Here is a 22,129-nt window from a genome sequence, read left to right on the forward strand (position 1 = left end):
GTGCTGCTACGGCGTCGCGCCGGCGCGGCGCTCGCCCTTGATGACGGGGAGCGTGCTGACCGGCGCGGCCTTTGGCCCGTCGGGCAGCGATCCGGTCGTGACTGGATCGGGCAGCGGCGCGCGGGCGGTGGCGTCGGGGAAGCGGGTCTTCATCTCGCGGATGAAGCCGTCGAGTGTGTCGACGCTGGCGGCCATCCGCGCGATCTGGGCGAATTCGGCGCTCGAGGTGGCGACCGGCTTGCTGGCCGCGTCGAACGCCAGTCTGTCGGCATCGCCGGACATCAGCGGCGCGTATTTCTCGCGGAACCGGGACAGCCCGATGGCGTCCTCGGCGAGCGCGTAGCCGACCACCGCGCGGATGATGTCGGCCTTCTCGCTCGGGTTGAGCGGGGTGAAATCGCGCCAGCGGTCGCCGTAATAGAGCTCGATCTGCTCGGACGCCTCGCGCCAGTGCCGCGACGCCCAATAGATGTCCGAACGCAGCCGGATCGCTTCGCGGCCGGCGATGTTCGAGATGATGTCGAGCGCGAGGTCGTGCCGGCCGACGTCGCTCTGCGCGCGCGCCTCGAGCAGCAGCCGCTGCTGGCGCAGTTCGCCGGAGAGGTCCGCGATCCGGGTCGAGCGCAGCGCGCCGATGGCGCGGTCGGGCTTGCGGTTCATCAGATAGACCATCGCAAGCCGCGCGGCGACCTGGGCGCGCGCTGCGCCTTCGAGCCGCTTGTCGACCTGGTACTGCAGGAGGTCGGCGGCCTGGTCGAGCAGATCGACGCCGACGAGACGGTCGGCAAGACGGCGGATCATTTCGTCGCCGCGGCGACCGATCGGCGTCAGCTCGCGATAGTCGTAGAAGGTGCCGAGCGCATCGATCGGCGCCATCTCGTCGCCCTTGGGGCCGAGATAGAGCTGCACGAACAGCGCCGAGGCGGCATCCTGCGCCTGGCGCGATTCCGGCGCGTTCGGCTGCAGCCGGGTGGCCGCACGGGTCACCGCGAAGGCATCGGCATAGCGCGCGGTCTCGGCGTAGATCTTCGACAGCACGTACAGCGTCTTCAGCTCGATATTGTCGCCGCGCCACAGCATCGACAAAAGCTCGAGCTCCTTCAGCACATCGTCGCGGCCGATCTCGCCGCGCTTCTGCCGCAGCAGCGTCTCGAGCAGCCTGCCTTCGGCGGCGGCCTGACGGTCGGGCGAATTGGCGGCGAAGCGGTAGGCGTCGAGCGCATCCTTCTCCTGGCCGAGCGCTTCGGCGAGCCGGCCGCGCAGCACAGCGACCGCGGGCTTGAGCGCGTCGGGAACGCCGACCACGTCGAGATCGCTCTTGCGGCGCGCGGCGCCGGCATAGTCCTTGACCTCGAGCGAGGCTTTCATCGAGTCGATCGTGACGATGCGCTGGAGATCGGGCGGCAGCGTCGCGACCGCGAATTCGGCGTTCTTGAACTTTTCCCGCGCCTCAGGCCATTTGCCCTCACGGGCGAAGGCCAGCCCCTTCCACAATTGGGAATCGTAACCGTTGCCGATCACGGGATTGGCGAGGTCCTTGAGGCCCTGCGCCGGGTGCCCGATCAGGATGCTGGCAACCGCGTGCACCATCACCACGGACGCCGCCTCGCTGCCGCGCTTGCTGTCGGACAGCATCAGATTGGCAACACCATGGGCTTCCTGGTACATGCCGCGCGCCATGTAGAAATCGGCGAGATCGAGCCGCGCCTGCGGCAGCTGCTCGGCATTGGCCGTCGAAGCCGCCGCAAATAGGCCGTCGAGCTGCTTGAGGAAATTCTCCGACTGGTTCTTGCGCCACTCGTCCGGATCGAACAGCGGCTTGACCGCCGCAGTCGCGCGCTCCGCTGCGACGTCGGCCGACGACAGCGTCAGGCCGCCGGGCCGGCCCAGCATCACCTTGTCGGCGCCGACCTCGGCCTTGACGTCGTCTGCGTTCGGATGAACGACGACGCCGTGGATCGATTCCAGCAGCGAGAGCTCGACGAAATCCTGCCGCTTGATGATGCCGCGGGTCGGCGGCGGCGCGGTCACGACCCAGAGCGTATCGCCCGCATCGGGATCGATCAGTCTGTGGAGCTGGCCGGGATTGGCGAGCGGCACGCTGACATTGGCGAGCGAGGGCTCGCTGATATTGCGCACCACGCTGAGCGGCAGCGGCGGCTTCTGCACCCGGTCGGCGAAGGTCAGCGTCCAACTCACGCCGCGCGAGCGATCGTCGCTCTCGAGTGACGGCATCTGCGGCCGGTTGAGGCGAAAGCGCACCGCCTGCCCCTTCTCCAGCGCGATCCGGCTGACGTCTGATATCAGCGAGCCGGCCTTGACGCGGATCGGATCGACGTCGATCGCCTCAGGCGTGTCGAACACCATCCACACCGTGTCGGCGCGACGGAATAGCGCCGCCGGCGTCGCACCTGGGAATGAGAACGTTACCCGCAACCCGTCGCTGTCGCGCTGGGCTTCGACCGCGGACCCGGCGCTGGCGCGGGCCTCTGCAGGCCGCGATGGCGCCGCCGCTGGCTTCGGTGTCTCCATCACCGGCGCGGCCGCGGCGGCAGGCTTTGGCGCGTCGCTCTGCTCGGTCGGAGTGCCGCCCTCGCGCGGCGCGGCCGCTGCAACGGCCTTCTCGACCTCGGCCGCCGGCGCCGCGGCGATCTTCGGCAGCTCCGAATTGGGCAGCTCGGATCTCGGCTGTTCCGATTTGGCGGGCGCGGGCGCCGGTTGTTCGGTCGTGGCCTGTTCGGGCTTGACCGGCTCGGACTGCACCGGTTCGGACTTTACCTGTTCCGACTTGGCCGGCTCTGCCTTGGACTGCTCTGCTTTGGGTTGCTCGGACTTGATCTCGATCTTGGCCTGCTGCGCGATGCTCTCCGATGTCACCGGCGCGATCGCAGCCGCTCCCTTCGCCTTGCCGCGCGGCGTCGGCAACAATGAGCTCAGCGAGGGCTTCGCCGCCGGCTGCTGCTCGCTCTGCTGGAAGGCGACATCGACGATGTAGTTCTTCTCGTCGCGGAACGAATGCACGTCGACATCGCCAATCAGCGTCACGTCGACCGCTGAGGTATCCGTGTCGGCGCGCGAGCTGATCGACGCGACGTTCGGGGGAGCGGCGACCTTGGCATCGGCCAGGTCGAAGCTCAGGACCGAGTTGAAGGACAGCGTCAGCTTCTGCTCGTTCAGCACCGAGGAGACGCTGACCCCGTCGGGAACCTCGAACACGAAACGGACGAAGGTGGGCTGCACCAGTGCGCGAACGCGGATCGGCGGCTTCTTCTTGGCGGCATCGGCGGCGCGCTGGACGCGCAACAGACGCTCGGCGGCACGGGCGCGCTCCGCCAGCTCGCGGATCACTTCCTGCGGCAGCGACGGCGGCGGGCCGGTCCAGCCGTCGGGCAGGAAGTCGACGAAGATACGCTCGCCGGCGGTCATGGTGTTGATGGTGACGCGCCGCGCCAGCGACAGGCGGATCGCCGAACCGTCCGGATCGCGGCGCGCGGCGCCGACATAGTCGGGCACCGCATCCGAGAGTTTCTCAACGGGGATATCGACCGGACGCTTGAAGCGGATCACGATGATCGAGCCGGCGGTCGTGACCTCCGACTCGACATCCTCCTTCAGCTTCAGCACCAGCCGGGCATAGCCGTTCGCGGCCGAGAATGTCGCCTCGCCCGGCACCGGCGGCAGGTCTTGGGCCCGCACCGTGGCTGGATATGTCAGGGTTGCAAGGGCAAGGCCGGTGGCAAGCAGGCACAGACAGGCGGTCCGCGCCCAGGCGCGGCCTAGCGACCATGTTTCAGCGGCAGCCGTTCGCGCCATCTCGAAACGTCTTCTCGGACCTCAGCCATACCAGCGCGAAGCGCCCTCGCCCACGCGTCCCGATCTTGGATCGGGCGACGTTAAGGAGCTGTTAACGTAAACCGACCCCCTTTGATTTCGTTCAGGGCGATGTCGGGTTCGGCGGTCAATAGCGCCCGGTTCCGGGTTTGATCGCCGCACTGGGCTGGTCCGTGCATCCGGTGCTACCGAGGAGTTCCGTCCGACCGTCATCGCCGGTGAAGGCGTGGGTGCCCCTACTGGATCAAGGCCCGGAACTGGACACTTCCCGCGATGTTACGGAGGTCTGAGCAAGCGCGCTCAAACTCGGACCGCCGAGACCTCTGGCTCGCCATGCGCTGCTTGCCGCGTCTGCGTGCTCTCCCGGACCAGCAACCAGCAGAACAGGATGATGACCGGAGCACCAAAAGGCAGCGGCTTCACGACCGACAATTGGTAGAGGACAGGCAGGTAGAAGACCAGCGGCGCGAGGAAGGTCACGCCAAGCACCATTTTCGACCAGGCCGGAAGGCCGACCTTCAACCACTCGCGCAGCATCCAGGCCAGCGGCAGCGCCATAATGAGCATGTCGTAGAACAGGGAGAACGGCGTAATCAGCAGGCAGGCGAGCACGATGATCGAGCGTTCAGCAGCAGCGCTGACGTTCCGACGCAACATCCAGACCATCACACACACCATGCCCAGCGCCACGAGGCCGTGAATGACAAAGGCAGTGCTGGCGCCGGCGCCGAGCAGACGCGCTGTCGCGTACACGCTCTGAAGCAATGAAAACTCGACGTCGCCGTTCTCCAGAGCCTGGCGGGCCGAGTGAGAGACGTCGAGGAAGCTAAGCCACGTATCCAGGCCGAACAGCAGCGCGGACAGCACGACGAGCGAAATCGAGGAAATGCCTGCCCAGATCAGCGTGCGCCAGCGACCTGTGACGATCAGGGCGATCGGCACGGCCAGCGCCAGGTGCGGCTTGATCACCATCAGCCCGAGGATCGCGCCCGCGAGCTTTGGCCTCCGGTTCATCATGCCAAGACCGCATCCGAGGATCGAAGCCGTCAGAAAAGCGTTCTGCCCTGCCACGGCATTAAGATACACCGGCGCATAGGCGAAGGTCGCGACCAGGCACCAAGGCGTTCGCAGGATACGCCAGATCACCGCGGCGAACGACGCCGCCGTGATACTGATGAACACGAACAGCGAGGCGAAATACGGCACGAGCGAGAGCGGCAGGCACACGAGCAGCATCGTCGGCGGATAGAAGAACGCCTCGTAGCCGTCTCGCAGGTATGGAGCCTCCGCGAGCAGATGCAATTCGGGCACATAAACCTCGGCGGGATGCCCAGCCAGAACCTGAAGCGAGGCCGCCCAGAACGTCAGGAAGTCCGAGCCGAGTAGAAAATTATTCACGCCATAGCCGCCGTCGCGGTAAAATAGCAAAAGCGACCTCGCAAGGGTCAGCACCAGCACAATTGCGACGCCACTCACGTACAATCGGGCGCGCCGCGCGGTCAGCCAGGGCATGTCTTTCAGCATTGGCAATTCCTAAAGCACCACCTTGAGACATAGCGACTTCAATTTCAAAATGACAAATCGGTTGCGACTTAACGCTACCATTTAACGCTACCATAACCTCGGTGCTCCGTGGCGATCGTGTCCATCGGGCACCGCGCAAAAGACCCCGCATCTGTCTTGGGAGATGCGGTGGCGACCGGAGACTTCTCGGTGTCGACACGAATTTGGCTTCGCTGAGGCCCCGTCGGGCCCCACACCATCGAAGGCGGGCGAACATCCGCTTCAGCCAAGCCAGCACCTGGCACTGCAGCGCCTCCGACTGCGCCTTTGTCGTACTTGGTGACGATGGCCCTGAAGCGGGTGGGCTCGGCTTCCGCCCGATCCACCGGGCACGCGCGGAACTCCTGGCGATTAACCTAAGGCTGCACGGAGACCGGCCACTTGCTTGCGCCACGGCCAATGGCGGTATAAAAATGGCTTACATTTTAATCATTTTATAGCTGCTGGCAGTTTCATGAATGGAATTGGAATGGCGCACGCCGATGCGGCGCGCATCGGATCCGACCGTGCACTAGCCGTCGCCTGCCTCATCGTATTGAGCTTCACCTTGTTCGCGGCGATACCGAAAGCCATTGACGGTAGCGGAGCGACCGGGCTCGATTTTTCATGTTTTTGGACCGCCGGGGCGATGGCCCTCGACGGCCACGCCGCTGCCGCCTACGATTGGCATCAGCTGCGGGAACTGATTCTTCGGATTCATCCGAGCTTGAACCAAGCTCCGTATCCGGTTGACGAAAATCCTACACCCTTCTTCTATCCACCGGTGTTTTTCTTTGTGGCGGCGCTGCTGGCGCAGCTGCCGTTTCCGATCGCGTTCTGGACCTGGAGCGCGGCAAAGCTGCTGTGCTGGGCGGTCGTTGTTTGCGCCATTCGGCCGGGCGCCGTCGCGCTGCTGCTGGCATTCGCCACGCCACCCGTCTTATACGATTTCCTCGTCGGCCAAAGCTCCCTGCTCGCTGCATCTTTACTCTGCGGCATCCTGCTCACGCTAGACAGACACCCGATCGTCAGCGGCGTCCTGATCGCGCTGCTGACGTTCAAGCCGCAATATGGCGTCCTGCTTCCCCTCGTGCTGATAGTCACTGGACGGTGGACCGTCGTCATCACAGCCAGCCTCGTGATACCAGTCTTCATACTGCTTACCGGACTTATCTTCGGCTGGGACACCTTTGTGGGGTTCCGTGAGGCGGCAACCTTCGCGACGCAGTTCCATCTCACTGGCGGGCTGGCTTGGTACAAACTGCAGAGCGTCTACGGCGTGCTTCGGTTTGCCGGCTTCGGCTACGGATTGGCCATGACGTTGCACATCGCCGTCGCTGGAGCAGTCACCATCTGGGTACTCATCATATGGCACCGCAATGTGAGCTTCGCCGTCAAGGCCGCGAGTCTGCTCACCGCAACGCTGCTTGTCTCTCCCTACTTCGCAATCTACGACGCGGCGATACTGGCTGGCGCGCTCGTTTTTCTCATGAACGCGTCCATGGCCGAACGCAGCCTTCTTCTCTCGAACCGCTCCGCACTCAGGATCGGGTTCGGCGTGCTTGTCCTGTTGGGGTTTGCCTACCCGATCGTACTGGTGCCCCTTGGTCCGTTCATGTGCGCGACCGTCATTGCGATGATCTGGATCAGATGCAGGCAACCCGGTGTTAAGTCGGATCTGGCTTACGGCTGAGGACGCCACTGCCAATTGACGGATTTCCCGATAGCGTCCGTCAATTCGTCTTCGGCGTGAGCATCTTGCCTTCGATCTTGGGAAGATCGTCTGTTGATACCGACTTGTCGCCGCCGGCGCGGCGCGCGAGTTCGACCGTGAGCCGTTCGGCGGCCTCGGGCTGCATCAGGCCGAGGATGTCCGACATCTTGCGCGGCTGGATCTGCGAGGCGATCTGGTAGAGCACGGTCATCTCCAGCCGGTCGAACACTTTGGCGGCGTCCTTCGGCTTCATGTTCTCGTACATGGTGATGATGCCCTTGAAGCGGGCGGCGTCGGCTTCGGCCTTGGCCGCCGCATCGGCATTCGACTTGGCGTCATTGGCCTTGGCCTCCTCGACCTTGGCCTCGATGCGCTTCTCGGCGGCCTTCAACAGGCTTTCGCGAATCTCGACCTCGCGGGCGCGCGTCTCGAGCTCCTGGCGGCGCGACTGCAGCCGTTCCAGGATCGCGCGTTCGGAGGCCGACACCGGCGGCGGCGCATCCAGATTGACCACCACGCCGTCGGGCTTGGGCGCCTCCGCGGCCGGCGCGGCCGGTTTCGGTGCCTCGTCCTTCTTCGCGTCCTTGCCCTCGACCGATCCCGTGATGTCGCCGGGATCGGCCTTGAACTTGCTGTCGGCAACCGCCTTGGGAGCGCCTGGGAAGTTGAAATTCTGCTGCGCCCAGGATGGACCGGCCGGGCCGGCCGGCGGCGCGTCGTCGGCAAACACGTAACCGCCATCGAGCACGAGGCCCGCGACCTTCAGCACCATCAGGCCGAAGATCGCAACCAGCACCACGGGCATCACTCTGATGTCACGAAGCAACTTCATGCAGCGAGGCCGCCGGCCCTCCTGCGCTCGGTGAAGGCTTCAGCCGCCGCGGCAACCGCGCGCGCGGCCGAAACCCTGGGCGCCGGCGCCACCGGTGCGGCGGGCGCCGCTGCCGGTGCCGGAGCGTGCGCGGGCTCCGGCGGCCGCGCGGCCAGCGCGATCTTGGACAGGCGGCGCACCACATGGTCGCCTTCCGCCAGCTGGTTCTTCAGCTGCGCCGACATCTGCACTGCCGCATCGAGCTGGTTGCCGAGGTTCTCGTTGACGTCGCGCACCGCGTGCTTCAATCCGCCGATTGCCCGCTCGGCGATCTCGGTCGCGGTGATCAATTCCGCGATCGTCGCCTTCAGCGAATGCTCGTCCGCCTTCAGCCGCTGCAGCCGCTTGTTGAGCAGCCAGCAATAGCCGATCGTCAGCATCAACAGCACGGCTACCAGACTCTCGATTGCTAGTCCAAGCACATGACTCATGGTGCCTCCATCATCTTGGTCCGCTCGTCCGCCTTCTCGAACATCGCGAAGGTGGTTTGGGGTTTACGCAAATTCTTGGTGACGCGGATTGCGACGCGGTCGCCGACGCGGCCCATGCGGCCCTCCGTCAGGGTGACATTGCCGCAACGGACCGAGACCAGCGCGTCGGAGCGGATGTCCAGCGGCAGCGTGTCGCCGACCTTGAGCTTCATCAGCTCCTTGAGCGGGATATCGGCCTCGTACAGCACCGCATCGACCGCAATCTCGGCCTGCGCCACTTCGGTGGCGAAATGGCCTTCCCAGATCGGGTCGCGGCCGAACTTTTCGCCCATGAACATCTGCAACAAGACGTTGCGGATCGGTTCGATGGTGGCGTAGGGCAGCAGCAATTCGACATTGCCGCCGCGGTCTTCCATGTCGATGCGTAGGCGCACCAGGATCGCGGCGTTGGCCGGACGGCTGATCGCGGCAAAGCGCGGATTGGTCTCGAGCCGGTCGATCGTGAAGGTCACCGGCGACAACGGCCGGAACGCCTGCTCGGCATCAGACAGCACCACCTCGACCAGCCGCTTGACCAGATTGGTCTCGATCGTGGTGTAGGGCCGGCCCTCGATCTTGAGCTGGGTCTGGCCGCGGCGGCCGCCGAGCAGCACGTCGATCATCGAATAGATCAGATTGGAGTCGACCATGGCGAGGCCGAAATTCTCCCACTCCTCCGCCTTGAACACCGAGAGCACCGCCGGCAGCGGGATCGAGTTCATGTAGTCGCCGAAGCGCACCGAGGTGATGCGGTCGAGCGAGACTTCGACGTTGTCGGAGGTGAAATTGCGCAAGCTGGTCGTCATCAACCGCACCAGGCGGTCGAACACGATTTCGAGCATCGGCAGACGCTCGTAGGACACCATCGCCGAATCGATGATGGCGCGGATGCCGGAATGATCGTCGAGGCTGACGTCGCCGACCGTGAAGCCGAGGAGATTGTCGATCTCCTCCTGCGACAGCACGCGCTCGCCATTGGTGTTCTTGCCACCGAAGTCGCGGCTGCCGTCCTCGACCATGGCGGCCCATTGCAGCGCCATATTCTCGGTGAGCTCGTTCTTGGCAGCTTCCGCCGCGGCCGCCGCGGGATCCTCGGAATCGAGCGAGGCTTCCCACTGGGCCGCAATGGCGTCCTGGTCCATCTGGTCGTTGCCGGCCATGGCTTTACATCCGCCCCGTCACTGGATCACGACTTCCTTGAACAACACCGCGTTGACCTGGTTGGGCGCCAGCGCGAGGTTGACGCGCTTGGTCAGCTCTTCCTTGAGACGGAACAGGCCGGCCGAGCCGTTGAGATCGCTCGGGCGCAGCTCGCGCATGTAGGTCTGGAACAAGTCGGTGACGCGCGGCAGCGCCGGCTTGATCGCCTCGACCTGCTTCTCTTCCTTGATCTCGAGCACGAGCTTCAGCTTGAGATATTGCACCCGCTCGCCGGGCGCGCCGACCAGATTGACCAGCATGTCGGGCACGTCGACAAAGCTCGGCGGCTTCGGCGGCGGCGCTTCGGCGTGCTGCTCCTCGCCGTGACCGCGCATGAAGAAGAACCATCCGCCTGCTCCGGCGCCGAGCACGACGAGGAAGCCGACGACGGCAATGATCAGCTTGAGCTTGCCCTTCTTCGGAGCGGCTGCGCCCTCGCCGCTATCCGTCTTTTCGTCGTCCGCCATCGTCCGCTCGCTTCAACCTGAAGGATGCGAACGCGATTTGCCCCAGCTTTGGCTTGAAGACGCGATACAAAGGCCGCCGGCGCACACGCGCCCCAATGCCGGCAACACTGGGGTCATAATGGTTAACGGATGATTAGGATTTACCTTCAACTAGGAAAAAACTGCCGGGCAAACATGGTCAACAAGACCTTTCTGCCGCCCGGCACGGCGCCCTGCAAAACACCTAAACCATTCAAATATCTGATTATTTCAAATTGGCACGGGTTTCGCTGAGAGGACGATGTGACTGGCGGGTTTGGGAGAACCCAATGGTTACCGACGGTCCGGCGTGAGGGTTTGGGAGAACCTTTCGCATCGGATCACCTCACAGGGGAGAACCACCGATGCAGAATACGCTTCTGGTCGGACTATCGAAGCAGATGGTGCTGGAACGGCAGATGGATGTCGTTTCCAACAACATCGCGAACATGAACACCAACGGCTACAAGGCCGACCGGTCGCTGTTCCAGGAATATCTGTCCTCGAACGCGCATGAGGACAATTTCGCGTCCTCCGACCGCCGCGTCTCCTTCGTGCAGGACCGCGCGACCTTCCACGACTTCTCGCAGGGCCCGACCGAAGAGACCAAGAACCCGCTCGACGTCGCGATCGACGGCAACGCCTTCCTGGTGGTGCAGACGCCGGGCGGCGAGCGCTACACCCGCGACGGCAATTTGGCGATCAACAATCGCGGCCAGCTCGTCACCGCCTCGGGCTACCAGGTGCTCGGCACCGCCGGCCCGATCACGTTCCAGCAGACCGATCACGACGTCAACATCGCCCCCGACGGCAACGTCAGCGTGCTCGAGGGCACGTCCCGCCTCGACTCGATCCGCGGCAAGCTGCGCCTGGTCTCGTTCGCGCAGGCCCAGCGCCTGCTGAAGGAAGGCTCCAACCTCTATGTGCCGGGCGAAGGCGCGGTGCCGCAGCCGGACACCAAGGCGCAGATCCGCCAGGGCTTCATCGAGAAGTCGAACGTCAATTCCGTCGTCGAGATGAGCCGCATGATCGAGATCACGCGGACCTACACCCAAATCGCCTCGCTGCTCCAGCAGCAGAGCGACCTGCACAAATCGGCGATCGAGAAGCTCGCCGACGTGCCGAACTGATCCGGGGGATTGAACGATGCGCGCACTTTATACCGCGGCGACCGGAATGGCGGCACAGGAACTCAGCGTTCAGGTGATCTCCAACAACATCGCGAACCTGCGTACCACCGGCTACAAGAAGCAGCGCGCTGCGTTCCAGGACCTGATCTACGACCATGTGCGCCGGGTCGGCGCGCAGGCCTCCGACCAGAACACCATCATGCCGATGGGCATCGACCTCGGCGGCGGCGTCAAGACCGTCGGCACGCCGCGGATGATGACCCAGGGCACGCTGTCGCCGACCGGCAACGATCTCGACATCGCGATCCGCGGCGAAGGCTTCTTCAAGATCCTGATGCCGGACGGCACCTTCACCTACACCCGCGACGGCTCGTTCCAGATGGACAACCAGGGCCGCATCGTCAACGCGCAGGGCAATTTGCTGCAGCCGACGATCACGATCCCGCAGAACGCCTCCGGCCTTACCATCAATGCGCAGGGCCAGGTCTCGGTGACGCTGCCGGGCCAGACCGCATCGACCAACATCGGTCAGGTCGGCCTGACCCGCTTCATCAACAAGGCCGGCCTGATGCCGATCGGCGACAACCTGTTCCAGGAAACGCCGGCCTCCGGCCAGCCGCAGGACGGCATCGCCAACACCGACGGCTATGGCGACATGCAGCAGAGCAACCTCGAACAGGCCAACGTCGAAGTGGTCTCGGAAATCTCCGACCTGATCGCCGCGCAGCGCGCCTATGAGATGAACTCGAAGGTGGTCTCCGCAGCCGACCAGATGATGCAGTCGACCTCCAACCTGTTCCGCTGAGGATGATGTCGATGATCGCCCGCTCACTCCTGATCGCAGCCGCGCTGCTCGCGGTGACCGCGCTGCCAGCCGCCGCGCAAAGCCGCGGCGAGACCATCGCGGTGCCGACGCTGCGCGCCAGCGTCACGGTCGCGGACGACATCGTGCGGGTCGGCGACCTCATCGACAATGCCGGCAGCGCCGGCAGCATTGCGATCTACCGCGCGCCCGACCTCGGCACCACGGGCACGCTGCCGGTCGCGCAGGTGCTGAACGTTCTGCGCACCCACCAGGTGATCGGCGTCGACACCCGTGAGCTGAAGGAGATCACCGTCGCGCGGCTCGCGCGCACCATCGACAGCAAGGAGATCGAGCAGCAGGTATCGCGCGCGCTGGAGGGCCGCCACGGGCTCGGCAGGGCCGGCAACATCGCGCTGACCTTCGACCGCGATCCCGGCGATATCCGCCTCGAGGCAACCAGCACCGGCGCGATGCAGCCCGTCGCCGTGCGCTACGACCAGCGCTCGACGCGTTTCGACGTCACCTTCGAGGTCAGCAACGAAGCCGGCACGGCTCCGTACAAGCTGCGCCTCACCGGCACCGCGATCGAGACCATCGAGGCCGCCGTTCTGACGCGCAATGTCGAACGCGGCGACGTGCTGAAAGCCTCCGACGTGGTGGTCGAGCGCCGTCCGAAAGCCGAAATCGGCAACGACGCCGCAGTGCGCGACGGCGCCGTCGGCATGCAGATGCGCCGCCAGATCCGCGCCGGCCAGGCGCTGCGCACGGCCGACATGGCAAAACCCGATCTCGTCACCCGCGACCAGAACGTCACGCTGGTCTACCGCACCTCCGGTCTCTACCTCACGATCCGCGGCAAGGCGATGGATGGCGGCGCCGAGGGCGACGTCGTCAACGTGATGAATTTGCAGTCCAAGCGCGCCGTCTCCGGCGTCGTCACCGGCCGCGGCGAGGTTTCGATCTCGGTCGCGACCCCGCGCGCAGCGCCAGCCGCCGACGCCGCCTCTTCAGATTCCGCTCCCGTCAAGCTGAGTTCAGTTGCACCAAACGCCGAGTAAAGTTCATGTCCCAGTACCGCATCAACCGCCTCATCCTGACCGGTGCGCTGCTCGCGCTCGGAACGATCGCCAGCGGTTGCTCGTCGATCGACCGTCTCTCCCAGATCGGTGAAAAACCGAAGCTGACGGAGATCGAGAACCCGACGGCGCAGCCCGGCTACAAGCCGGTGCAGATGCCGATGCCGAAGCCCGAGGTCGCCTCCTACAGCCCCAACTCGCTGTGGCGCAGCGGCTCGCGCGCCTTCTTCAAGGACCAGCGCGCCGCGCGCGTCGGCGACATCCTGACGGTCACGGTGAACTTCACCGACAAGGCCGCGATCGCCAACGAAACCCAGCGCAGCCGCAGCAATTCCGAAGACTCCGGGGTGACCAACTTCCTGGGCTCGCAGACCATCACGCAAGCGAACAAGATCCTGCCGGGCAAGATCCTGACCGCCGAATCCACGGCCTCGAGCGACGGCAAGGGCTCCGTGAACCGCCAGGAAGCGCTGCAGACCAGCGTCGCCGCCGTCGTCACCCAGATTCTCCCGAACGGAAACCTTGTCGTCGAAGGCAAGCAGGAGATCCGCGTCAACTACGAAATCCGCGAGCTGATCGTGGCCGGCATCGTGCGCCCGGAAGACATCCAGAGCGACAACACCATCGACTCCTCGAAGATCGCCCAGGCCCGCATCGCCTATGGCGGCCGCGGCCAGATCACCGACGTGCAACAGCCGCGCTACGGCCAGCAGGTTCTCGACGTGCTCTTGCCCTTCTAACGGCATGATCCCGAAAAGTGGAAACCGGTTTTCGGATAACGATCATGCCTGAGTAGGACTTTTACGAGCTCCCACATCTCGTCGCGAACCTAGGCGCGGCGCGGTGTACCAACACGGCCCTCGCTAGCTCCCCTGGCGAGGGCCGTGGCATTCTTGTGACCGGTCGGATGCACAAGAGCGTTTTCGAGCGAAGTGGACACCGGTTCGCGTGAAGAAAACGCGTCAAGACAACAATCGAGAGCCCGTTCCGATTCCATCGGAACGAAAAAGGGCTCTCGCCCAATCGTCGCGCACCAGTCCGATACCGCTTCGCGCAAGTCGCACGATCGGCTTCTCGGTTCGTTAACCGTTGGGAGAAGGTTAAGTAGCAGTCCCTCCGCTTGCAACGTAGCTAGACGACAACGCAGGGTTTGCAGTTCGTGACGATCATGCAAAGAGACGGTCAATATGCGGCGTGGTTTCGCACACCGCGCGGCGAAGGCACCGGAATAGTCCAGCTTGCAAACGGCAGGATCACAGGCGGCGACGCCATGTTCACCTATGGCGGCTCCTATCAGCTCGACGAGGACCGCTTCACGGCGGTCCTGACGACGCACAGATATGCCGACGGCCCGTTCACCACCGTGTTCGGATGCGACGAGGTCGAGGCGCAGCTGACCGGCACCTTCAGTGGCAATCGTGCGGTGTGCTCGGGCACCGCCAAGCAGGCCCCCGGCGTGGTGTTCGAAGCCACGCTGTTTCTGCAGCAACAGGAGCAGGCGCCCGCCCCCGGCCCAAAAACCACGGCAACGCGCGCGGATGTGACGAGGCTGCCGAAGCTCCCCGACCGCCGCACGACCGTCGTGACCCGGCGTTTCAGCTGATCGGTCCGCAATCCCGTTGGCATCTCCGCCGCTTCAGGCGTAGCATCGCGCATGCGCGAAGCGCAGCCCGATCGATGCAGCCGGAAGGAGGAACGCATGTATGCCGCCATCCGTCACGCCAAGGCGAAGACTGGTAGCGCCGAAGAACTCGCGCGCCGGATCAAGGAAGGCGCAATTCCGATCATCAGCGATGTCGAAGGCTTCATGGCCTATTACGTGGTCTATGCCGGCGACGACACGGTCACCGCGATCAGCGTCTTCAACAACCATGCCGGCGCCGAGGAAGCCAACCGTCGCGCATTGGCCTGGATCGATGACAATCTCGGCCCATTGCTGATCGGGCAAGTCACCGCAATTGCCGGTCCCGTGATCGTGCACACCAAGGCGTGACGGCCGCTTTCCCGGCAAGGTTCACCCGGCAGAACTTTCCTGCGGCAGGTTCGGTGCGCGCCGCATCATCGCGATCCGACCAGGCGGTGGACATCTCGACGAAGGTTGGCTGCGCGCGAGCCCGGCGGACGCTTGGCGGTGCCATCGAGACGATCGTTAGATCGGATAGCGCCATCCGAGCGCGCGCCGCACGAACACCAGAGCGACGGCATCCACGAGGACAGCGAGCCAAAGCAACGTCGGCGTTGACCGAAGGCCGATGTGAATGATGCAGCACGCCAGTCCGATCAGAACGGCAAGCAGTACAATCCACGCCCAGAAAAGCGGTGAACGGAAGATTCCAGTTGGGGCAGCGTCAAGCAGTCTGGAGCCCGTTGGCGCCGGGAAGAACGAGCCTAGCAGGGCTTCCCACAACGCTTCCCAGTCCATTGCCGTCCGCTCCACCTTCACGTTTGCCGGAACCGCAGTTGGCGGGTTCAGCTAGAAAGCCGTCGCCGGCATCAAGCAGAGGTGATATTGCCTCGCTGATCGGCTCTGCGCCCGCGCTAGGCGGACACGGCTTCCGGCATCGGCATTCCGCGCAAGGTCATGAACGATCTGCCGAGCATCGCCTCGATCTTCATCGCCGCCAGCCACAGCAGCGCACCGCAGGTCAGGTCGATGACGTAATGGCCGCCGATCGGAAGCGTCGAGACGAGGACGAGGAGATTCCAGATTAGCGTGATGCCGAACAGCCACCGTGTGCCAATCGTTGCGAAAACCGTCATCAAGGCAAGACAGGTGTGGAACGACGGAAAGGTCACGACGCCCTGCAGATTGCTCAACGACAGTTCCGGAGACACGCCGTTGCGGAAGTACTCGAACTTCGCGAGATGATAGATCCCCGCGTGCTCCGGCAGCGCATCGAGGATCGCGACGGGATGGTCGAAATAGACGAAGGCTCCCTTGGCGGGCCAAAACACCGAAAAGATCGCCGACGCAACGATCGTCAAGGCGAACACGAATGCCAGCTGCCAAAGCTTGTCGAAGCGCTTTGTCGCCGCCAGCAGCACGAATAGCGCGGCCACCTGGACGAATGAGCTGCAATAGGCGGCGGCGAGCAGCTCAGTCAGCCAGGGATGGTTTGCAAACCACAGGATGATGGACGGCAAATCGATCCTGATGAAGCGATCGGCATCGGCGAGACCGACATCGATCAGGGGGAACTTGTATCTCAGGCCGACGAGGCTGATCGTTGCTGCCGCCGCGGCCGACCAGAAGAACACGGCAACCGCTCCCGCCAGATTGGACAGAACCGGCGCGGACCGCCATCTGCCATAGACGATATCGACGGCAAGGAGAAACCCCATCAGGCCCGAGAACAGCGTCAGACTTTCGGGCTCGACTGCGATCTCAAATCTCCAAAGCAGGTAGCCGGCGAAACCGCTCGCCGCGATGCCGATCAACCATGCGCCGCGCTCGACCCGCTGATGGGCTTGCGGGATGCGAGGTTCCTCGCTCGTGGCTGCTGTTCTCGGGGAGGCCTGCTGTGCGACATCGGTATCGGCCGACGACGTGGTCCGTGACGGACCAACCAACTGACTGAACATTGCGACTGCCATTCCAGCGGGCACCTCGACACGAGACCCGCTCATTCCACAGCCACAGGTTTAGCAGCCACGCCTTCAATTGCGTTGGTAAGCCAATACAACCTGTGGCAGGTCGCCAGTCATTCGCATCCGATGGTGAACGATTTATTTCCCGATATTGCTGACAACGGGACTGGAGTTCCCGTGCGCAGAACTCAGGTTCCCGGCGCGATCCGGGCTATTCGGGGCCGGGCCTGTCGCTCAGGACCATGAAAACCTTGCCGCCGAAGTCGTATCGCGCGACCGCGCGCATGCCGAGCCGCAGATGCGCCTTGAGCGAGCGCGGATTGTCTTCCCTGATGAACAGGATCGCTTCGCGGCCGGGAAACGTGGCCTGAAGCCTGGCGTAGAGCGCGTCGAGGACGCCGAGACCGCGCGCGTCCGGGGAGACGCACACGGGACCATACACATACCCACCGGGGCCGCCCGGCCAGGCCTTCAGCATGGCCTGCACCGGCGGGGCCTCGCCGAATCCTTTCTCCGACGTCAGGAGCGCGCCGAGCAGCCTGCCCTTATCGCCGGTCGCGATGACGATCGATTGCCCGCGTGCAATGCGCGTCTCAATCACCTCGCGCGGCCATTGCCCGAGCAGCATGCCGCCGCGGTCGCCGGCGTTGGCCGTTAGCAACGCTGAGATCGCTTCCGCATCCGACGATGTGGCGAGCCTGGTCGTGATCATCACGGATGGATAACCTTCCGGGGAGATTTGACAAGCCAGTCGCTTGCATCAGCGAAGCGAACCGGCACAATGTCTCGACTTGCGAAGGACGAGTAACGGGATCGAGAGGCCTTCGCCTTGATTGACGGATCATTCTGGCGAGGTTTTCTGTCTGGCGCTGCGGTCTCGCTCGTCGTGCCGCTCCTGTTTGCTTATGCCGTGTCAGACCATTCAACTCAAGTCGGCCAATCCGTTGCGCTGCTCATCATGATCGCGCCCGGATCAGTGCTGCCGCCTCTCATGTTCATCGGGGCTTTGGCTGGCGGGTGCATTTTCAGAGCAGCTTCCGCTATCAGGGCACGGTCCTCCAACAGGTGACACGCCAGAATCGGGCGGCGTCAGCGGCCGACGCGGGCGCACTTCACGGCTTCTTCTTCCCCGGCTTCTTCGCAGTTTTGCTGGATTTAGCCTGGTTGAGCTCGATCGCAGCACGGATCAGGGCCCTCAGCGCGCGGTCGTTGATCTTGTCGCCCTCGAACAGATCGATCGCGCGCCGCACATTGCCTTCGAAGCCGGTGTTGAACAGCTTGTCGGGGTCCGGAAGTTGTGCGCCGTACATGAAGGTCAGCTTCACCTTGCCCTTGTGGGCGTTGCCGACCGCGATGATGCCGTCGCGCGACCACACCGGGCTGCCCATCCACTTCCATTCCTCGATGATTTCCGAGTCGGCGGCGAGGATGCTCTTGCGCAGGCTGGCGAGCGTCTTGCCGCGCCAGTCGGTGAGATCCTCGATCATCTGGTCGATACGTTCCGATGCCGTCATTGCTGCCTCGTGGTCCCAGCCTGTCCCATGCAATCACACTTGTGAGGCGGAGGTCGATCCCCCCTGCATCTGCCGCGGCGCCAGATAGGGCAACGCGAACAGATACAGGCCGCTCAGCAGCATGAAGATCAGCGGGAACAGCGCCAGCAGGCCGATCCAGACGGCTTGCTGCTGCAGGACCATCGCGACGATGTTGATGATGACGGCAACCGTAAAGGCGATCGAGAGCCAGCGGTGAAATTGCCTGATCCAGTTGTTCCAGTTCAATGTGACCTCCTGTTGGATGATGTGTGTAAAATCGTCATTGCGAGGAGCGAAGCGACGAAGCAATCCATCTATCCGTACATGCGGCACGATGGATTGCTTCGCTTCGCTCGCAATGACGAGAGAGACGATCAGCCTTCCCGCACCAGCAGCTGATCGAGATTCTCCAGGAACTGCTTCCACCCGGCATGGGCGCCGCCATACGCTTGCTTCTGATGCGGCTGGAAGCCGGACTGCTCGACGCGCAGATGGGTGCCCTTCGCCGTCGGGGTCAGCGTAAATACCACCACGCTCTCGAGATTGTAGGCGGCATCGTCATGGGCGAAATTCCAGGTGTAGGACAGCGTCTTGTGCGGCTCCACAGTGAGCACCTTGCAGTCGAGCACGCCGCCCCACTCGCCGCTCAGATTGAAGCTGTGCCCGACCTCGGGCTTGAAGTCGTTCTTCATCAGCCACTCCTCCATCAGATGCGGTTGCGTCAGCGCGCGCCAGAGCTTTTCCGGCGGATGGGGAAATTCGCGCTCCACGATGGCGGAGCGCGTTTCACGGGTGGTCTTGTTCATTGGTCCATCCTTTTGAGAAGATCTTCGAGGTGGTCGAACCGGTTCTGCCAGAAGCCCGCCATCTGGCTGGTCCAGTCGATCAACGGCGCCAGCGCGCCGAGCTGCGCGCTGTAATGCGTCTGCCTTCCTTCATGGCGATCGCGCACCAGCCCGGCCTGCTTCAGCACGCCGAGATGCTTTGACACCGCCGGCTGCGAGATCTTTGCCCGCGCGGTCAGCGCACCGACGGTCTGCTCGCCCTCGCGGCACAGGCGCTCGAAGATCGCCCGGCGGGTCGGGTCTGCGAGGGTTCGAAACAACACGTCGTGAGCGTCCGGCATCGGATCAATAGCCCGCTGGTTATGGATTAACGTATAACTGACGAGCTATGGATTGGTCAAGCGGGAAAGTTGTGGAGACCAACCGGCATCCAAGCTGCCGAATTTCGGCTTGCTGGGCGCAACATCGGCCGCACCGAAATACATAGCTAATTGGTTATGTGACGGCCGCTGATTTGTCCGTCGGGGCGAAACGAGACGCAAAGCTCGGACAAATCATCTCGCGAGAATGCGGAAGTATGTCTCACAGCTCGCGCGACAGACTCAGTGTCGTCCTGGCGAAAGCCAGGACCCATTACCCCAAACTTCAATTGTTGCGCGACGCTGGGGCCGCGATCCCGTTCATCACCGAGTTCGGTGGTTATGGGTCCTGGCTTTCGCCAGGACGACAACGATGAATGTGGCGCGCCCGCAAGCGTACGAATGCACCTCGTTGCGAAGGAATTGCGCATGACCTACACATATCGCGCGGATGCGGTCCTTGTTCACGGAGAACCTTGATGTGCCAGCTCTGCGAGATAACTCCCCCCAGCCGAACCTCCCGACGCGTCTTCCTCGCTGGCGCGGCGTGCACCGCGGCCAGCCTCGCCCTTGCGCCGGCTGTGACGGCCAAAGAGGCAAAGCCGCCGCCGAAGCCGCAGAACGTGCTGCCGCCGGACGCCGCGCTCGACCGGCTGGTGAAGGGCAACCTGCGTTATGTCGAGGGCGTCTCGCGGCGGCATGATTTCAAGCACGAGCGCGAGGCGCTGTCCGGCGGACAGAACCCGTTCGCCGGCATCCTGAGTTGCGCGGACTCCCGCATCGCACCGGAATACGCCTTCGATACCGGCCGCGGCGATCTGTTCGTCTGCCGCGTCGCCGGCAATTTTGCCAGCGACGAGATGATCGCAAGCCTGGAATATGCGTCATCCGTGCTCGGCGTGCCGCTGTTCATGGTGCTCGGTCACGACAGCTGCGGGGCGGTCGACGCCGCGATCGAGTCGCTGAAGGACAACACCACTCTGCCCGGCCATCTGCCCTCGCTGGTCACCGCGATCGCGCCTGCGGTGAAGGCGACCGAGGGCAAGCCGGGCGACCGGCTCGCCAACGCCATCAGGCAAAACGTCATCGACAACGTCGCCAAGCTCAAGACGGCGACACCGATCCTCAGCGCCGCGGTCGATCAGGGCAAGCTCCGGATTGTCGGCGCGGTCTATCGGCTGACCGACGGCAAGGTCGAGCTGGTCACCGACGCCAAGCGACCGGCGACTTGAACCTCGGCGCGGCCTGCGACCACTGAAGCCAAGAACGACATCGCGTGAGCGAATGGAGAAGGCGGATGTGGTGCCGGCGCGGATGGATTGCTGGAGTGCTGCTCCTGCTCGTGGCTTCGTTGCCGGCGCGCGCCGGCGTCGAGCCCTGCAACACGGCGCAGATGCGGATCGAAATGACCGCCTTGCTCCGCCGCGCCGCGGAGGACCGGCCGGTCAACATCACCTTCGCAACCCGGGCCGATGGCGTGAAGCTACCCGCCGCCGTGATCGAGCAATATCCCGAGGAGATCACGATTATCCTGCAGCACGAATTCGATCGCCTCGTGGTGAGCGATGACGGCTTCGAGGTCGGCGTCTGGTTCAATCGCAAATATGCCAGGCTGACCGTGCCGTTCGACGCGATCAGGAGCCTGTGGGACGGCAAGGTTCTGATGTGCACGAACGATCAATTGTAGGAAACCGTGACGTCCCGATGCAGAAAGCACGCAAAGTCACGCGAACGTCGATCCGCACACTCAATGTCGTCCCTGCGAAAGCAGGGACCCATACGCCGCGGCGGATGTCGTGAACGGCGCTCGTCGTTCCGGCGACGCGCAACAATCAACGTTCGTGGTTATGGGCCCCTACTCCCGTGCGCTATTGCGCACCAGGCAGGGACGACATCCTTATATGGAGACAAGCTCGTCAACACAACGTCACCTCACGTGAACGTGGCTTCCACCTTGCCGAGCCCATCGAGCTCCATCACGACCGTGTCGCCGGCCTTCAGCCACACCGTCTTGACCAGGCTGCCGGTCAGCACGATCTGGCCGGCATGCAGGCCACGGCCTTCGGCGGCGAGATGATTGGCGAGCCAGGCGAGCGCGTTGTGGGGATGGCCGAGCACATCGGCCCCGGTGCCGCGCCCTTCCTCTTTGCCGTTGACGAGCGCACGTCCGGTGACCTTGCGCAGATCGGGCACGGTGATGCGCGGCACGGCCTCGCCGAGCACGCAGCCGGCGGCGAAGAAGTCGTCGGCGATCAGTGTCGGCGCGCCGAGCGTCTCCCATTTGACATAGCGGTCGTCGACGATCTCGATCGCCGGATGGTAGGCCTCGATCGCCTCCGCGACCCATTCGGCGGTGAACGGCGCTTCGCCGGGAGCGAGACTGCGCGACAGCCGCACCGCGATCTCGCATTCGACACCGACATGGACGAAGTCGGCCGCCGGCAGCCCCACGCCGCTGTCATGCACGACCTTCTCGAACAGGCCGCCGCCGCAGGGGTGCGGGATGTTGATGTACTCCTGCATCACCGCGCTGGTGCAGCCGATCTTGTAGCCGACGAGGCTGCCGACCTGTGGCTGCAGCAAATCGTGCAGCGCGTACTGCACCTGATAGCCTTCGGCCTCGTCGCGTGGCACGACGTCTTTGGCGAGCGCCTTGAGCGGCGCGCGGCTGCGGCGCGCGCTGGCAATCGCCTTTGCGGCCGCGAGGATCCGTTCCATCTGCGCAGCCTCCCTGAAAT

General features: G+C 64.0%; 23 protein-coding genes. 9 read left to right on the forward strand and 14 right to left on the reverse strand.

All coding sequences use genetic code 11. The features are described 5' to 3' along the window. Nucleotides 1-6 precede the first annotated feature (6 nt). Nucleotides 7-3,813, reverse strand: a complete 3,807-nt coding sequence (locus ACOIX3_RS26530) for a tetratricopeptide repeat protein (RefSeq protein ID WP_420964956.1) — start codon at nucleotides 3,811-3,813, stop codon at nucleotides 7-9. A gap of 318 nt (nucleotides 3,814-4,131) precedes the next feature. Beyond that, nucleotides 4,132-5,355, reverse strand: coding sequence for a glycosyltransferase family 87 protein (locus ACOIX3_RS26535; protein ID WP_420964957.1), 1,224 nt, complete (start codon nucleotides 5,353-5,355; stop codon nucleotides 4,132-4,134). Between the two features lie 508 nt (nucleotides 5,356-5,863). Between ACOIX3_RS26535 and ACOIX3_RS26540 the strand changes: the two genes are divergently transcribed. Next, a complete protein-coding gene (locus ACOIX3_RS26540; protein ID WP_420964958.1) occupies nucleotides 5,864-7,066 on the forward strand; it encodes a glycosyltransferase family 87 protein in 1,203 nt (400 codons plus the stop codon). A 40-nt stretch (nucleotides 7,067-7,106) separates the two neighbouring features. Here ACOIX3_RS26540 and ACOIX3_RS26545 read toward each other — a convergent pair whose 3' ends face one another. Genes ACOIX3_RS26545 through fliL form a run of 4 tightly spaced genes read right to left on the reverse strand, consistent with a single transcriptional unit; the run spans nucleotide 7,107 to nucleotide 10,095 of the window. Further along, nucleotides 7,107-7,919 (reverse strand): MotE family protein, encoded by an 813-nt coding sequence (locus ACOIX3_RS26545; protein WP_420964959.1) that lies wholly within the window; start codon nucleotides 7,917-7,919, stop codon nucleotides 7,107-7,109. Then, a complete protein-coding gene (locus tag ACOIX3_RS26550; protein WP_420964960.1) occupies nucleotides 7,916-8,389 on the reverse strand; it encodes a DUF6468 domain-containing protein in 474 nt (157 codons plus the stop codon). The genes ACOIX3_RS26545 and ACOIX3_RS26550 overlap by 4 nt, the downstream gene beginning before the upstream one ends. Beyond that, a complete protein-coding gene (gene fliM / locus ACOIX3_RS26555; RefSeq protein WP_092115408.1) occupies nucleotides 8,386-9,588 on the reverse strand; it encodes a flagellar motor switch protein FliM in 1,203 nt (400 codons plus the stop codon). Before fliM ends, ACOIX3_RS26550 begins: the two co-directional genes overlap by 4 nt. Before the next feature lie 18 nt (nucleotides 9,589-9,606). Continuing rightward, a complete protein-coding gene (fliL, locus tag ACOIX3_RS26560) occupies nucleotides 9,607-10,095 on the reverse strand; it encodes a flagellar basal body-associated protein FliL (protein ID WP_420964961.1) in 489 nt (162 codons plus the stop codon). A gap of 383 nt (nucleotides 10,096-10,478) precedes the next feature. On the opposite strand from fliL, the gene flgF reads away from it, so the two are divergent. The 6 genes from flgF (at nucleotide 10,479) to ACOIX3_RS26590 (ending at nucleotide 15,117) form a co-directional block, all read left to right on the forward strand. Further along, the gene (gene flgF, locus ACOIX3_RS26565; RefSeq protein ID WP_420964962.1) at nucleotides 10,479-11,243 is read left to right on the forward strand and encodes a flagellar basal-body rod protein FlgF; all 765 of its coding nucleotides are present in this window, start codon (nucleotides 10,479-10,481) and stop codon (nucleotides 11,241-11,243) included. 16 nt (nucleotides 11,244-11,259) lie between these two features. Continuing rightward, nucleotides 11,260-12,048: a flagellar basal-body rod protein FlgG gene (gene flgG / locus ACOIX3_RS26570; protein WP_092115411.1), complete on the forward strand. Its 789-nt coding sequence runs from the start codon at nucleotides 11,260-11,262 to the stop codon at nucleotides 12,046-12,048. Nucleotides 12,049-12,050: 2 nt separating this feature from the next. Further along, nucleotides 12,051-13,106, forward strand: coding sequence for a flagellar basal body P-ring formation chaperone FlgA (flgA, locus tag ACOIX3_RS26575; RefSeq protein WP_420964964.1), 1,056 nt, complete (start codon nucleotides 12,051-12,053; stop codon nucleotides 13,104-13,106). Nucleotides 13,107-13,111: 5 nt separating this feature from the next. Continuing rightward, nucleotides 13,112-13,864, forward strand: coding sequence for a flagellar basal body L-ring protein FlgH (flgH, locus tag ACOIX3_RS26580; protein ID WP_092115413.1), 753 nt, complete (start codon nucleotides 13,112-13,114; stop codon nucleotides 13,862-13,864). A 428-nt stretch (nucleotides 13,865-14,292) separates the two neighbouring features. Beyond that, nucleotides 14,293-14,727: a hypothetical protein gene (locus ACOIX3_RS26585; RefSeq protein WP_420964965.1), complete on the forward strand. Its 435-nt coding sequence runs from the start codon at nucleotides 14,293-14,295 to the stop codon at nucleotides 14,725-14,727. A 96-nt stretch (nucleotides 14,728-14,823) separates the two neighbouring features. Beyond that, nucleotides 14,824-15,117 carry an antibiotic biosynthesis monooxygenase gene (locus ACOIX3_RS26590; RefSeq protein WP_092125805.1) on the forward strand — a complete coding sequence of 98 codons (294 nt, stop codon included), beginning with the start codon at nucleotides 14,824-14,826 and terminating at the stop codon, nucleotides 15,115-15,117. Nucleotides 15,118-15,273: 156 nt separating this feature from the next. On the opposite strand, the gene ACOIX3_RS26595 is transcribed toward ACOIX3_RS26590, so the two are convergent. The 7 genes from ACOIX3_RS26595 to ACOIX3_RS26625 form a co-directional block, all read right to left on the reverse strand. After that, entirely contained in the window at nucleotides 15,274-15,546 is a 273-nt protein-coding gene (locus ACOIX3_RS26595; protein ID WP_420964966.1) for a hypothetical protein, read from the reverse strand. Between the two features lie 116 nt (nucleotides 15,547-15,662). Continuing rightward, the gene (locus tag ACOIX3_RS26600; RefSeq protein ID WP_420964968.1) at nucleotides 15,663-16,706 is read right to left on the reverse strand and encodes a phosphatase PAP2 family protein; all 1,044 of its coding nucleotides are present in this window, start codon (nucleotides 16,704-16,706) and stop codon (nucleotides 15,663-15,665) included. 217 nt (nucleotides 16,707-16,923) lie between these two features. Next, nucleotides 16,924-17,424, reverse strand: a complete 501-nt coding sequence (locus ACOIX3_RS26605) for a GNAT family N-acetyltransferase (protein WP_420964969.1) — start codon at nucleotides 17,422-17,424, stop codon at nucleotides 16,924-16,926. 400 nt (nucleotides 17,425-17,824) lie between these two features. Continuing rightward, nucleotides 17,825-18,226: a DUF1801 domain-containing protein gene (locus tag ACOIX3_RS26610; protein ID WP_420964970.1), complete on the reverse strand. Its 402-nt coding sequence runs from the start codon at nucleotides 18,224-18,226 to the stop codon at nucleotides 17,825-17,827. 33 nt (nucleotides 18,227-18,259) lie between these two features. Then, nucleotides 18,260-18,493 carry a hypothetical protein gene (locus ACOIX3_RS26615; RefSeq protein ID WP_420964971.1) on the reverse strand — a complete coding sequence of 78 codons (234 nt, stop codon included), beginning with the start codon at nucleotides 18,491-18,493 and terminating at the stop codon, nucleotides 18,260-18,262. Nucleotides 18,494-18,621: 128 nt separating this feature from the next. Beyond that, entirely contained in the window at nucleotides 18,622-19,053 is a 432-nt protein-coding gene (locus tag ACOIX3_RS26620; protein WP_420964972.1) for an SRPBCC family protein, read from the reverse strand. Continuing rightward, nucleotides 19,050-19,373, reverse strand: a complete 324-nt coding sequence (locus tag ACOIX3_RS26625) for an ArsR/SmtB family transcription factor (RefSeq protein ID WP_050403489.1) — start codon at nucleotides 19,371-19,373, stop codon at nucleotides 19,050-19,052. The genes ACOIX3_RS26620 and ACOIX3_RS26625 overlap by 4 nt, the downstream gene beginning before the upstream one ends. Nucleotides 19,374-19,870: 497 nt before the next feature. Here ACOIX3_RS26625 and ACOIX3_RS26630 point away from each other — a divergent pair, with 497 nt between their 5' ends. Both ACOIX3_RS26630 and ACOIX3_RS26635 read left to right on the forward strand, forming a co-directional pair. Beyond that, nucleotides 19,871-20,623: a carbonic anhydrase gene (locus ACOIX3_RS26630; RefSeq protein ID WP_420964973.1), complete on the forward strand. Its 753-nt coding sequence runs from the start codon at nucleotides 19,871-19,873 to the stop codon at nucleotides 20,621-20,623. Between the two features lie 95 nt (nucleotides 20,624-20,718). Continuing rightward, nucleotides 20,719-21,078, forward strand: a complete 360-nt coding sequence (locus ACOIX3_RS26635) for a ClpXP protease specificity-enhancing factor SspB (RefSeq protein WP_420964974.1) — start codon at nucleotides 20,719-20,721, stop codon at nucleotides 21,076-21,078. Between the two features lie 245 nt (nucleotides 21,079-21,323). On the opposite strand, the gene ACOIX3_RS26640 is transcribed toward ACOIX3_RS26635, so the two are convergent. Further along, complete coding sequence (locus tag ACOIX3_RS26640) at nucleotides 21,324-22,109, reverse strand: 2-keto-4-pentenoate hydratase (RefSeq protein WP_420964975.1); 786 nt, start codon at nucleotides 22,107-22,109, stop codon at nucleotides 21,324-21,326. Nucleotides 22,110-22,129: the final 20 nt, after the last annotated feature.

Source organism: Bradyrhizobium sp. B120 (genome assembly GCF_049075665.1).
Lineage (GTDB): Bacteria > Pseudomonadota > Alphaproteobacteria > Rhizobiales > Xanthobacteraceae > Bradyrhizobium.